The organism is Bacillus sp. LR--39 (assembly GCF_053613335.1).
In genome coordinates this window covers 1,483,462-1,499,191 of sequence record NZ_JBSIOT010000001.1, presented here as the reverse complement: position 1 = coordinate 1,499,191, position 15,730 = coordinate 1,483,462, and the positions used below count along the sequence as shown (strand labels likewise).

General features: G+C 44.1%; 2 protein-coding genes. Both read left to right on the top strand.

Annotated features, from left to right (window positions below):
• The first annotated feature begins 8 nt into the window (after positions 1-8).
• Positions 9-8,717, top strand: coding sequence for a type I polyketide synthase (locus tag ACWHAR_RS07030; protein WP_032874773.1), 8,709 nt, complete (start codon positions 9-11; stop codon positions 8,715-8,717).
• Positions 8,710-15,714: an SDR family NAD(P)-dependent oxidoreductase gene (locus ACWHAR_RS07025; protein WP_032874775.1), complete on the top strand. Its 7,005-nt coding sequence runs from the start codon at positions 8,710-8,712 to the stop codon at positions 15,712-15,714. The genes ACWHAR_RS07030 and ACWHAR_RS07025 overlap by 8 nt, the downstream gene beginning before the upstream one ends.
• Positions 15,715-15,730 lie beyond the last annotated feature (16 nt).

The following is a 15,730-nucleotide window of genomic DNA, read 5'->3' as shown; positions in this document are numbered from 1 at the left end:
AGGTTTTTATGAAAGAAGCCCGTCATATTAGAAAAAAAGTACTTTCTGACATAGAAAGCGGCATCATTTCTTTGGAAGAAGGAGTAAAGCGGATACAGCAGCTTGGTTCTCATTCCGCAGGGGTTAACGGACAGTCGATATATTATCAGACGGTCTGGCAGCGGACAGATCTCAGCATTCATGTAAAAGGCGGCCGACGTGAGGGCAGCCTTTTATTATTTGATAAAAGTGAAGATGTGAGTAAAGAACTTGCTGCATTGCATGATACAAGGGTTATTTTGGTTAAGCCGGGGAAGGAGTTTCGAAAAACCGGGGACGGTGTATTTGAAATCGACCCCCGCTCTGAAAGAGATTACATAAACCTGTTAGGATGGCTTATAGAAGAAGAGAAGTCAGATATACGGGAAGCGGTGCATTTGTGGTCAGACATGCCGTTTGAAAAGACAGAGAGAGCGATTCGTGAACAATGCGACAGCGGAGTCTATTCTTTGTTTTTACTGCAACAGGCGCTCTTCAAAAATAACTGCCGCAAACCGATCAAGCTGTTATATGGATATTTTTCGCATCTTTCTGGAGAACAGCCTCTTTACGCGGCGGCAAGCGGATTTTTGCGGACATTGCAGCTGGAAAATCCGTTAATCTCAGCAAAAAGCATTGAAATGGAGCAGTCAATAGCAGCCGTTCACGCAGCTGATATCATACGCAATGAGCTGAGTGATTTCCAGCCTTCAGATGTAGAGATCCGTTATAAAGACATGCAGCGTTATGTCAAACAGCTCAAAACGTATGAACCCGAAAAAAATTCCGGAAGCGGAGATGTGCCGCTGAGAGAAAATGGAGTATATATTATCGCAGGAGGCGCGGGCGGATTAGGATTTACCTTTGCAGAATATTTGGCTTTTCAAACAAAATGCTGCCTTGTTTTAACGGGGAGATCTCCGCTTTCAGATCATATAAGAAAACAGCTGAGACGATTGGAGGATGCGGGTTCTTCAGCTGTTTATGTTCAGGCTGATATTACCAATAAGGAAGAAGCCGATTATCTAGTCAAAAAAGCCAAAACTTCTTATGGAAAAGTAAACGGGGTCATTCAGGGCGCGGGAATCATCCGTGACTCTTTCCTTCTTAACAAGTCACGAGAGGAATTCGATCAGGTAATCAGACCGAAAGTATTGGGTACGATGTGGCTGAATGATGCTGTTGAGAAAGAAAATCCTGACTTTTTCATTTGCTTCTCCTCTACTTCCGCAGTGTTGGGAAATGTCGGGCAATCTGATTACGCGTTTGGAAACAGTTATATGGATCATTTCATGAATATGCGTTCTGCCCAGCATTCTGATACGATTTCTCTCTCTCTGAACTGGCCGCTGTGGAAAGAAGTCGGCATGCAAGTGGATGAGCGAACGGTAGAGACAATGAAAAAGGCGGGTTTTTATCCTTTAGAAAAAGAAGAAGGTAAAGAAGCGTTTGCAGTCGCATTGTCCTCCGGTTTTTCGCAATTTACTGTATTTTACGGAGATGAGCAAATTGACAATCATGTTCAGCAATTATATGAACGAAAAGAAAGCATTCAGGCAGATGAAGGAACAGGGAGAAATATCGAATCATTTGATTCAGAGAAACTGACAGCTGAAACATCTGATTTCATCATAAAAATGATTGCTGCAGAATTCAGGATGCCTGCGGACAAAATAGATGCAGAAGAGGCATTGGAAAAATACGGACTTGATTCCGTTATGATTATCAATATGACGAATGAGCTTGAAAAACATTTCGGCGCGCTCTCAAAAACGCTGTTATTCGAATATCAGACTGCGGCAGAATTGTCACAGTATTTCGTTGAGGAGCACAGGGATACTCTTCTTCATAAACTCCGGTTAGGAGAAAACGGGAGCAGCACCCCATCTCAGAAGAAAAAAGATCATAAACAGACAGCCGATGTTAACGGGAAACAGAAAATCCAGATGAAAAATCAGGTGCAGCAGGAGAAGTATCATGATAATGATATCGCGATTATCGGTATCAGCGGACGTTACCCGATGGCAAATGATCTTGATACTCTGTGGGAAAACTTATTGAACGGTAAAGACTGTATAACTGAGATACCTAAGGATCGGTGGGATTCGGGGCTGCACTATCAGCCCGCAGCGGGCAATGAAGTAAAAAACCAAAGCAAATGGGGGGGATTTATTGACGATGTGTATCATTTTGATCCGTTGTTCTTTAATATTTCTCCTGCCGAAGCTGAATTAATTGATCCGCAGGAGAGACTGTTTTTAGAGACGGTTTGGCACACCATAGAAGATGCGGGGTACGCAAAGAAAACGCTTGAAAGAAAAAACGTCGGTGTTTTTGCAGGGGTTATGTACGGCCAATATCAGCTGTACAGCGTTGGTCACGAAGCGGCCGTTTCTTCCTCATATGCATCAATCGCAAACCGGGTATCGTACTTTTTTAATTTCAGCGGGCCAAGTATTGCTTTGGACACGATGTGTTCCTCATCATTAACGGCTGTTCATTTTGCCTGTGAAAGTTTAATCAGGAATGAATGTGAAATTGCAATTGCAGGAGGCGTCAATTTATCCATTCATCCTCATAAATATGAACTCCTGACTCAAGGCGGATTTTTATCCAGTGATGGCCGGTGCAGAAGCTTCGGTTCAGGAGGAGACGGCTATGTGCCGGGAGAAGGGACAGGTGCCGTGCTGCTGAAACCTGTAAAAAAGGCAATTGCGGACGGTGATCAGATTTATTCAGTTATTAAGGCAACAGCCATCAACCACGGTGCTAAGACGAATGGATATACCGTGCCGAATCCCAAAGCTCAAAGTGAGGTCATTACGAGAGCCTTAAAAAAAGGGTTTATTGATCCAAAAAGCATCAGCTATATAGAAGCTCACGGAACAGGCACCGCGTTAGGAGATCCGATTGAAATCACCGGTCTGACCAGAGCATTTTCAGATGCCGAACGCGATAAGAAAACATGCGCGATCGGATCGATTAAATCAAATATCGGACATCTTGAGGCTGCTGCAGGCATAGCGGGCATTACGAAAGTTATTCTTCAAATGAAACATAAAACGATTGTTCCGTCACTGACTCATTCTGCTGAATTGAATGAAAATATACCGTTTCAAAAAACACCTTTTTATGTACCGGACAGTGCCGAAAAATGGGAGTCATCCGTTCCCAGGCGTGCCGGAATCAGTTCTTTCGGGGCAGGAGGAGCTAATGCCCATGTTATTTTAGAAGAATTTGCGGATGAAGCTATCTCTTCTCTCGCTGCTGAAGAACCTGAACAGCTTTTATTTGTTTTTTCTGCAAAAAATGCCGACAGGCTGGCAGAGTATGCAAAACGCGCAAAAGAACATATAGCAGCCAGAGATTATCCATTAGAAACACTTAGAAATACAGCATTTACTTTGCAAACCGGCAGAGAAGAAATGCCGCACAGATTGGCTGTTATCGCCTCTACAAAAGATGAATTGCTTAAAGGACTGACAGATTATACTCTCGGAAACGCGATGGATCATATTTTTACAAGCGGCAAAGACACAACAGAAGCTCAAAGGATGAACAAAGCTGAGATTGAAGAAGCAGCCGCAAACAGGGATCTTGTGAAGATTGCTGAATACTGGGTTGGCGGTAACGGAGTAGATTGGCCGTCACTTTATAAAGATGCCACTCTGAGACGGGTATCAGCACCCGGATATCCATTTGCCAAAGAGCTATGCAGAATAGATGCGCAAAATACGGGAAGCCGCCGGATGAACGTAAATAACGATCTGCATCCTTACATTTCATGCAATATATCTGATTTTAAAGCACAGAAGTTTCTTATCAATGTAAGCGATACCGATTTGTATATAAAAACAAAGTATCAAGACAAGGAAATGTTTCCGTTTCTCAGCCAGATTGAAATGGCGAGAGCTGCCGGAGCGATGGCTTCAGGGAATCCGATTATTAAATTAACAGAGCTCTCCTTTAGAGAACCGATATTACAAAGCGGAAGCAATGAGCAGATCCGGATTGTATTAACCCCGGATAATCAGGGTGCATCGTATTCTATAGAAAAACAGAGCGACTCATCCATTTATTCATCAGGGCGGCTTGAATTAGAAGGCGGAGTGTACGAGAACGGAAATATTCATCTTGAGCCGTTCCTGTCTCAGCATGCAGACCGCATACCGTACGAAGCGTTTTATCAGCGGCTTGCCGAATTCGGATACAGCTGCAGTGACAGTCTGAAAGCGGCAGAGCATTGCGTCAGCAGGAACGGACAGGTGCTTTTAAAGATAAAAGCAAAGGCCGGTCCGAAAGGGTGCATAATCAAACCGGAAGTTATTGAGAGCGTATATCAAGCCGTCATATACCTTGCGGGGGAAAATGCCGGAGAGCTCCCGGAAAACATTAAAGAATGTATGATTTTTGATCATGAGACTGAACCCGTTTATGTATATGCAGAACAAACTGGAGAAAGCGATTCGGCTTATGATGTGTATGTATTAGACAATGCCGGCGGGATTTTGATGGAACTGAGCGGGCTGGTTTTTGGCGAAAAGCCTAATAAAAATGTACGTTTTTATGAGCATAAGTGGGATCAAAAAAACCCTCTGATTGAAATCAAAGATAGGGAGCCAAAAACAATTCTGGTCTTTGCAAAAGATGAAGCATTAGCTGAAGCTCTGAAAAATCAATCAGACAGCCGTGTCATTCTCGTCACGCCGGATCAGCGGCAGACCGATCAAAATCTGCTGACATTCTGTGTAAACCCGGAAGTGACGTCAGATTACATTCGTTTATTTGAAGAATTGGAGAAAAAGGGATGTTCTCCTGATGTCATCTTGCACACGGGAGAAACATTTTACGCGGGTGACCACCTTCTCAGCGGCCTGGAATCAATTTTTTATTTATTAAAAGCCCTGAGCGCCCGCAGTGACGCCTTTCTTTATCTTCATTCTTTGCTTCTTGTTCACTCTTTTAAAGAAGGCGTGAATGATCCGTATACGGGCGCTCTTGCAGGCTGTTTAAAAACGGCAAATATGTTGGTGCCATCCGCAGAGAATGTGAAGTCAATCGGCTTTTCAGAACGTATATCAATTGAAAAAATGGCTGAGTTTTGCCTTAACGAAATGGTTTCAGGCATGGAACGGCAGGCGGAAGAAGTTAAATATATAAAGAACAAGAGGTATATTAAGACATTAAAGGAGTATGTGTTCAATCATACAGAGCACTCTCATCTGCTGAAACAGAAAGGGGTTTACCTCATAACGGGCGGTTTGGGCGGTCTGGGCCTGATTTTTGCAAAATATTTAGCCTCTCAGTATCAAGCAAAATTAGTATTGACGGGAAGGTCACCGTTAACAGCTGATAAACGCCATAACATTGACCGGCTGCAGGCACTTGGAGGAGATGCGGTATATTATCAAGCTGATGCCGCAGATCAAAAGACGATGGGACGGGTCATAGAAGAAACGAAACGGACTTGGGGCTCCATTCAAGGTGTTATTCATTCAGCTGGTCATGCCGATGATCGGTTATTTACAGAGATGAATCTGACTGATTTTTCAGAAGGCATGACTGCTAAAATTGAAGGAACGGTATGTTTAGATGAATTAACGAAAGATGAGCCGCTTGATTTCTTTATCGTATTTTCTTCTATTTCTTCGGTCTTCGGAGATTTTGGACAGGTTAATTATGCGTTGGGCAATTATTTTCAAGATCAATATATAAATTGGAGATTCGAACAGAGCCGCCGGCAAGAGAGACAAGGCAAGAGCATTTCGATTAACTGGCCGTTGTGGCGTAAAGGCGGAATGCATTTAAACAAAGAAGCTGAAGAAGCATATCTTTCTGCATCCGGGTTTGATTATTTGGAAACGGAAGAAGGGATAGCGGCTTTTGAGACGATTTTGGCAAGTGACTGCCCGCAAATTTCGGTTGTTACCGGGGATGCCGGAACAACACCAGCAAAAAAAGATCTGCCGCATCAAAAAGTAAATACGCTTCCGGTTCGTCAAGAGGAAATTTCTTATACAGCACCGGTGTCTGCAGACAATGTCCTGGAAGAACTGAAGCAAATGGTATCGGAATTATTGAAAATTAACATTGAACAGCTGGATACGGCAGAGAATTTCGGTAATCTCGGCTTTGATTCTATCAGTTTGAAAACATTAGCTGTCCGACTGAATAAAAAATACAAGCTTAAGCTGACACCTGCCGTTTTCTTTACTTACAGCCATATTAAGTCTCTTTCAGAATTTCTAAACAGTGAACTGCGTACTGTTGCAAAAGGGAATACAGATGCAGAAAAAAACATTTCTGAAAAAAGGAAAGTAGTGCACGCTGGGAAAACCACCGGGAAAACCGTGAAGCCGCCGCGAAGTTTTCCGTTTGAAAAAAAGACAACAAGACAGGCTGACCATCATCCAGAGAAGCAGCCAGTTGCCATTATCGGGATGAGTTGTGTTTTTCCGGGAGCAAAAAATGCAGATGAGTTTTGGATCAATTTAATCAATGAAAAAGATTTGATTCAGGAAATTCCCCCGGATCGCTGGGATTGGAAAAAATACGCCGAAGGCAAAGGAAGCAGCGAAGTACATTCGAAATGGGGCGGCTTTATCACAGATGCCGATAAATTCGATGAGGCGTTTTTCAATATTAATCCGCGGGAAGCAGAACTCATGGATCCTCAGCACAGAATTTATTTGCAGGAAACCTGGAAAGCGATAGAAGATGCGGGTTACAAAGCTTCAAAGCTGTCTGGCAAAAATATCGGGGTGTTTACGGGCATTCAATTTAATGATTACCGCCAGCTGCTGATGAGGCATTCGGACGGGGCGCATGCGTTTGCGGGAACCGGAAACAGCCAGGCGCTCATCAGCAATCGTGTATCCCATTATTTTAATTTCAGAGGTCCGAGTGAGTCCATTGATACAGCCTGCTCAAGCAGTCTTGTAGCAATCCACAGAGCTGTGCGCTCGATTCAAAATGGTGAAAGTGAGCTGGCGGTAGCAGGCGGGGTTTCGCTGCTCTTAGATCCAGTCACGCATATGTATACTGATAAACTCGGTATTTTGTCTAGGGACGGCCGGTGTAAGACGTTTGATAAACTTGCCGACGGTTATGTCCGCGGTGAAGGTGCAGCTGTTCTGTTATTGAAACCATTGCAAGCGGCAATGAATGACAGAGACAATATTTACGGAGTTCTGAGAGGAACCGGAGAAAATCACGGAGGAAGATCTGCTTCATTGACCGCTCCGAACCCGGAAGCTCAGGCAGAACTGTTAACGTCTGTTTACAAAAATGCCGATATTCCTGTTGATACGATATCTTATATTGAAGCACACGGAACCGGGACAGAACTGGGAGATCCGATTGAGATTGAAGGCTTGAAAAAAGCGTTTGGATCTTTTGAGCCGCATTCAGGAAAGAATCATGATCAATATTGCGGCATCGGTTCAGTAAAAACGAATATCGGTCATTTAGAGCCCGCCTCTGGAATGCCGGGGCTGATTAAAGTATTACTATCCATGAAGTATAAAACACTGCCTGCCACACTACATGTCAAGGAACTGAACCCTTACATTCAATTAAGCGGAACACCGTTTCGTATTGTCAATAAAACTATGAAGTGGGCCAGGTTAAAAGATCGAAAAGGAAATGAAGTTCCGCGCCGTGCCGGAGTCAGTTCCTTTGGATTCGGCGGGGCAAATGCTCATGTCATCGTGGAAGAATTTGAATACGGCCAAGATAAAGCAGTAACTGCCGAGCGGGAACAAATCATTGTTCTATCGGCCAAAACAAAGGAAAGGCTGATGGTTAAAGCCAAAGAGTTAACAACGTTTTTACATGAAGAACTATCAGTTCAATTCAGTCAGCAAGAGGTGCAGGAACGTGATTTGCAAGAGGCGGTTCGGGAAGCGGCAGCGGGTATCCTGCGTTTAGATACCGCAGATATAGATGCAAAGACACCTCTTTCTGAATTCGGATTTGATCCGTTGGCTTATTCCGAATTAATCTCTTATATAAACCAAATGTACGGCACAGAAATATCACTAGACATATTTCAGGAATTAATGACCCTGAGCGAGCTGTGCCGCTATATCAGCAGCATCCGGAATCGATCAGCTGATAAACCGCATAACGGCAATTTTAGAGAAAAGTCCGGAATCAGTCTTGAAGAAATAGCATATACGCTGCAAACCGGAAGGGAACCATTTGAATGCCGCCTTGCGATCACTTGCTCGAATACCGGAGATCTTCTTGAAAAATTAAACGGTTACATTCAGGGGAGCAGGCTGCAAGGTGTTTATGAAGGAAATGTAACGGATTTTGATAGTCTGTACGCTCCTTTATTCGGCGGCCCCGAAGGTCATGCATATGTTCAATCACTGATTCAGCAAAACAAGCCGGCCAAACTGGCTCAGTTGTGGACGATCGGTTGTGAAATCAGCTGGGAAGACTTGTATGAGGAGGAACTCAAACCGGTTAAACTGTCTCTTCCTCTCTATCCTTTCAGCAAGAACAGACATTGGATTCATTTAAATAAAGATGAAGCGCAGAAGGCTGAGGCTTTCTCGGGTACTGAGCTTCACAACTCAAATAAAGATACAGCAGATGGAGAAATCATGTCGCTTCTTGAAAAAGCACAAACAGGTGAGATGAATACGAAAGAGACGTCAGAGCTGATAGAGGAGTTGCTTTTCCATGAATGAAAAAACGATGCAAATTGAGCAAATCGTGAAAAAGGTGAAAGAATGCAGCCTGACGCCTGAAGAAGGGCTGGAATTAATTAAGAGCTTGGGGAAAACCCATCTATATGAAATGGTATGGGATAGACATGAATTTAAAGGCATTGAAAAATTCCCGCATACGAAAGAGCCAATTTTATTTTTTTGCGAAGACGACAGCATGTATACCGTAATGAAGAGGCAGCTTGAAGGCTATGAGGCACCTTTCATTTACGTGACTTCCGGCGAGCGTTTCGAAGATTGCCGGAACGGTCGTTTTACAATGAACTTTGAAAAAGATGAGGATTATGATGCGTTATGCGGGGTTCTGCGTTCTCAAAATATAAGACCCCGTCATATTATTCATTTTTTGGCTGCCGGGCTCTTCAAAAATACAGAAGATGCAATGAGAAAGCAGCTCAATAAAAGTCTGTTTTCCTTGTTTCACATGTTTCAGGCCTTCATGGCGAACAAACTTTGTCCGAAAGCAGAAATTTTGTACCTGTATGAAAATACCGAGGGCGAGGTTCAGCCGATTTATAACGCGGTTGAAAGTTTTCTTAAGACCGTACAGACCGAAAATCCGAATTTCACATGTAAGGCTGCAGAGCTGAAATCAATGTTTGACGAGCCGTTTACAAAGCAGCATGTTGCAGATGTCATCTCTTTTGAATGGAACAATCAATGTAAGAAGGACCACTTTACCTGTTATGAGCCGAGGCATTATTATAAAAGGCAGCTTCAAAGAGTAAAAAAAGAAGATGGGGAGAAACATAGTTTCAGTGTAAAAAAGAACGGTGTGTATTTAATTACGGGAGGAGCCGGCGGTCTCGGGTATCTGTTTGCGGAATATCTGGCGAAACAGGCAGAAGTCAAGCTGGTATTAACCGGCCGTTCCCCGGCCTCCCGTGAAACGGCGCAAAAATTGAGCGCTCTTGAAAATCTTGGCGCTGAAGCCTTATATGTCCCGGCAGATATTTCAAAGGAAAAAGAGACGGACGCTTTGATTAAGCACATTAAGCAGACATTCGGAGAATTAAACGGAATTTTGCACAGCGCCGGACTTGTTAAAGATGCATTTATCATAAAAAAAACGAAAGAAAGCATAGAAGAAGTTATAGCGCCTAAATTATTCGGAACCGTTTGGCTGGATAAAGCAGCTGAAGAAGAGCCTCTTGATTTCTTCGTTATGTTTTCGTCCCTTTCGGCCGTTCTGCCTAATGCGGGTCAAAGCGACTACGCCTTCGCTAACGGATGTATGGACGGATTCACCCAGTATCGAAGCATTAAGGGACGTTCCGGGAAAACACTTTCTATTAATTGGCCGTTATGGGATGCGGGGAATATGACAGTCGGGCCGGGAGAGCTGCAAGCTTTAAGACATGCAGGGCTGGAACTTTTATCCGCCCAAGCCGGGCTTGCCGCTTTTCAGGACAGTATGAGCCGCTCTGCTTCTCAGCTGGCTGTTATCAGCGGAGACAAAGATAGAATAAGTGAATTACTCTCAACGGATCATAAAGAAATAGAGACTGTGCCTGAAAACAACAGTAATCTGCCGCAATTAAATGAAAAAGATCTGAAAAAGCAAACGGTTCGTCTTTTGACAGAGATCGTCGGTGCGGAAACGGGAAGACCGGCGGACAGTATTTTACCCGAGGATACGTTTGACCGTTACGGAATTGATTCTCTAACGATTTTAGGTCTTAACTCCCGTCTGGAAAAATATTTTGGAAGAGTGTCTAAGACTCTTTTCTTTGAATACAGCAGTGTTGAAGAGCTGTCAGAGTATTTTCTTGAACACTATCATCATGAGTTGAAGAAGGCGTTTTTACCGGCAGCCGAACAGCGAATTGATCATTCGGCGCCGGCGAAACGGGAGAAGCTTTCCGTTTCCCGCACACCATCCGCACCTTCCGAGGAAGATATTGCAATTATCGGTATAGCCGGCCGCTACCCGATGGCGAAGGATGTGGAACAGTTTTGGGAAAATATTTCTTCCGGAAAAGATTGTATAACGGAAATACCGAAAGAGCGTTGGGATTTTCGGAAATATTATCACACAGGTGACAATGCCCGTCATGACAGCAAATGGGGGGGTTTTATAAAAGACGCTGATAAATTCGATCCGCTGTTCTTCTCAATTTCGCCCCGTGATGCCGAGTTAATTGATCCTCAGGAACGGTTATTTTTAGAGACAGCGTGGCACACGTTTGAAGATGCGGGTTACACAAAGAAAAAGTTGAAACGGCATAAGACAGGTGTATTTGTCGGTGTCACCTACAGCCACTATCAGTTATTTGCAGCCGGTGCTTCAGATGATGAGGAACGTCAGGCGCTCCTGTCTTCTTATTCGTCTATCGCAAACCGGGTGTCATATTTCTTTGATCTGCACGGACCCAGCCTTGCAATTGATACAATGTGTTCTTCTTCACTTTCTGCTGTTCATTTTGCATGTGAAAGTTTAAAAAGGGGAGAATCCACCCTCGCTATAGCCGGAGGAGTGAATTTATCCTTACACCCGGATAAATATACTTTACTTTCACAAAACCATTTTGTTTCAAGCGATGGGCGCTGCAGAAGCTTTGGAGCGGGAGGAGACGGATATGTGCCGGGAGAAGGAGTCGGGGCCGTTCTTTTGAAACCGCTTTCTGCCGCAAAGGCTGACGGGGACAGGATTTACGGTGTGATTAAGGGAACATCTGTAAATCACGGCGGAAAAACAAACGGATACACTGTGCCAAATCCGGGCGAGCAGGCAAACGTCATCAGTGAAACTCTTGATAAGGCGGGGATTGATGCAGACAGCATAAGTTATATTGAAGCGCATGGCACCGGGACATCTTTGGGAGACCCGATTGAAATTTCAGGTTTAACCAAAGCTTTGCACAGCTCGAAAAGCGATTATCGTTGTGCAATTGGTTCGGTTAAGTCAAATATCGGACACCTAGAGGCTGCGGCGGGAATTGCTTCTATCACAAAAGTGCTGATGCAAATGAAATATAAACAGCTTGCTCCTTCCCTTCATTCCGATAACTTAAATCCTAATATTGATTTTGGGGAAACTCCGTTTTACGTGCAGTCTGAACTGACCGATTGGGAGACGCCGCAAAATCAAGCCAGAAGGTCAGGCATCAGTTCTTTCGGCGCTGGAGGATCTAATGCTCACATTATCATCGAAGAGTATAAGAATGAAGAAAAGATGGAAACGGTACAGAGCAACAAGACGCAAATTATTCTGCTTTCTGCCAAAAATGAAGAACGGCTCAGACTCTTGATTGATGCATATATAAAAGAACTGGAGCCAAACACGTCACTAGCCGATGCTGCGTACACTTCGCAGACCGGGAGAAACGCTATGGAAGAGCGGCTCGCTGTTGAGGTTAGCAGCATTGACGATCTTCGCAATAAGCTGACGATGTATTTGCGGTCAGATCAGAAGGTAAACGGTTTATATAGGGGAAAGGCCCGCCGAGGCGCTGGTCAAAAGGGTGCCCTGTCAGCCGCTCACTTTGAAAATGCAAGAGATATGGCCATTCACTGGGTGAACGGAGGAGACGTTGAATGGGAAGAGATGTACACTGCGGAATTACCGAAGCTTATCTCTCTTCCTGTATATCCTTTTGAACGGAACAGATATTGGGTGCCTGCCGCAAAAGCAGCACAGGAACAGAAAAAAACAGGTGTACCGCAAAGTCTGCCCCATACACCGATTGACTTATCATTTGATGTATTAAAAAAATCGTGGAAAAAACAAAAGGCTGCGCCTTCCGCTTTTACGAAAGGACAGGTGATGATCCTGGCTAATAGTGAAAGTGAGCGGCTTGCATTCGAATTGTTTGATTCAGATCCTCTGATTGAACCCGCTGTCATTTGCGCAGATAACTGGGATCATTCAAATGGAGAAGCCAAAAAAACGGTTCTAGCAGTCATAGAAGAAAATCCGGAAATCATCGGCATGATTGACCTGTCAGATTTGCGGAGTGATCAAAACGGGGCACACACCGGCACAATCGGGAAGCTGACACTGCTGCAGGAAATCATAAACACACGTAAACAGCTTTTCGTTTTACATGTGACCAGAGGGCTGCAGACATTTCTGAATGACAAGCCGTCGTTAGCCGGAGCCGAAACAGCCGGACTATATAAAATGCTGAGTGCGGAGTATCAAAAGATAAAATCAAAAACAATAGATGTAGACGGGCATGTCGGGACTGCGGCGGAATTGAGACAGGTAATCACAGATGAAGCTTGCGCTGACGGGCTGTATAGTGAAATCTGCTACCGGAACGGTGAACGTTATATTCCATACGTCGAGAAATTACATGCAGCGGAAATAAACCGGAAACGATCCGGCCTGCCGGTATGCCGTAAGGATCAAACCCTGGTTATTACAGGGGGAACAAGAGGGATCGGAGCAGAACTTGCCAGACATTATGCCGGCAAGGGAGTCAAAAAACTTGTGTTGATGGGAGTAACCGACCTTCCGGAATCTGATAAAATAGCCGGCATGTTAAAAGACACCGATGAAAAGTCACCTCTTTATTCGAAATTACAACTGCTGCATGAGTTGGATCAAAAGGGAGTTCAGGTGGAAGTGTATTCCGGGCCGCTCACGGAAAAAGAAAAATTACAACGCTTCTTTTCAAAGGTGAGAATGAAGTTCGGCAAAATCGGCGGGGTGATTCATTGCGCTGGTGCAGCCAATCATTCGAATCCGGCTTTTATTCATAAATCTGATCAAGAAATAAGAGAAGTATTTGAGCCAAAGGTGCAGGGGATGCAGGTACTCCATGACATTTTTATTGATGACAAACTTGATTTCTTCATTTTGTTTTCATCTGTTGCGAGCGCCTTTCCTTTATTAGGCGCCGGAACAAGTGACTATGCCGCAGCGAACGCTTTCATGGATTACTTTGCGGCGTATCAGCATGCAGCCGGCAGAACATATTATCAATCAATTAACTGGCCGAGCTGGAGGGACATTGGGATGGGCGAGGTGACAAGTCCATCATATCAGGCACTTGGTTTACTTTCACACTCAACAGAAACAGGTATTGCCATGCTGGATGAAATGATGACGATAAACGGATACCCCTGCCTTATACCGGCAAAGACACATCCGGAGAAATTCAAGCTGGAGCAGCTGCTTCAGACAAGAATTCAAGCTGCTATAAATAAGCCGGATGCTGAAGAAAAAGAGATCTCTGGTCAGGGAGACAATGAAGCTATGATCAGGACGTTAATGGAGATTTTTTCCGCGGAGCTGAAAATACCTTACGAGAATTTAGATCAGGATACGTCTTTTGCGGATTACGGAGTTGATTCAATCTTACTGGTTCAGCTTGTCAAAAAAGCGGAAGATGCATTTCAAATAAAAATTGAACCATCAGCTTTTCTGGAGTATCCGAGTTTTTCACAACTGGGCGTCTATTTAAACGAATTATTTGCAAGTGAGGGGATCAGTCCTCAAATTGATTCAGAAAACATTGAGATTCGGAAAAAAGAGCAACATATAAATCAAAATGCTTCCGAAGTACGGGACAGCGGATCTCAAATACAACAAACCAGTCTGAACCAAATCGCTATTATCGGAATGGGCTGTGAGTTTCCGGATGCTCCGGACACAGAAACGTTCTGGAGAAATTTGAAGAAAGGACAAAATAGTGTCCGCGAAGTCCCGGCGTCGCGATGGGATATTTCTTCATACTACTCTGACACCTATGAAAAGGGAAAAAGTATCAGTAAGTGGGGCGGATTTCTTCAAGATATTGAGTCTTTCGATCCCGCGTTTTTTAATATGAACAAAAGTGAGGCATCAGAGCTTGATCCGTTAATCAAAAAATGCCTTGAGGTCAGCGTCCAGACATTGAGAGACGGCGGCTATACAAAAGAAGAAGTATCAAACAAAGAAGTCGGCGTCTTCATCGGTTCGCGGACCGGGACGTTTATGTCCAAAATAGGTTCTCCTTCAAAAAATACGATCGTGGGTATAGGACAAAATTTCATAGGTGCGCATATCTCACACTTTTTTAATCTGAAAGGACCAAATCTGGTTGTAGACACGGCTTGTTCTTCCTCATTGGTCAGCGTCCATCTCGCTTGTCAAAGCCTGATGTCAAAAGAGTCAGATATGGCGATTGCGGGCGGAGTTGACATTTTGCTGGATCAAAAACCTTACGTCATGCTGAGTGAGGCGCGTGCGCTTTCACCTGAAGGAAAGTGTCATACATTTGATGAGAAGGCAGATGGATTTGTACCGGGAGAGGGATGCGGCGCAGTCCTTTTGAAAAGACTTGATGACGCCCTTGCCGAAGGTGACAGAATTTACGCGGTAATTGACTCATCCGCGGTTAATAATGACGGACAGACAATGGGAATGACAACACCTAATCCGAAAGCGCAAAGCGCAGTGATAAAAAAAGCCCTGAAAAAAGGCGGAATTGATGCAGATACTCTCAGTTATGTCGAGACGCATGGCACCGGTACGATGATAGGAGATCCGATTGAATTAAAAGCGCTGACAGAAGTGTTCCGGGAGGTTACGGAAGAAACGCAATTTTGCGGAGTGGGCAGCGTAAAAACGAATTTCGGACATTTAATGAGTGCAGCGGGGATAGCGAGTATTATAAAGGTTGCCTTATCTATAAAAAATCAGATGCTCCCGCCGACATTACATTGTAAAACGCCAAATCCGCGTTTTAAATTTGATCAGTCGCCATTCTTTCCGAACACGTCTTTAAAAGAATGGCGTCCCAGAAAAGGGGTTTTGAGAGCCGGAATCAGTTCTTTTGGATTCGGGGGCACGAACGCACATATGATATTGAGCGACAGCCATCTCACATTAGGATATGGAGAGACAAAAAGACACCCGCTTTCTCCGATTATATTCAATAAGGAACAATGCTGGATCGACAATGGAGAAACTCCAGAAAAGGAAGAGTCAGAATTGCTGATTCCTTTACTTGATTTCAAAGAATTATAAAGAAAAGAAAAGGAAT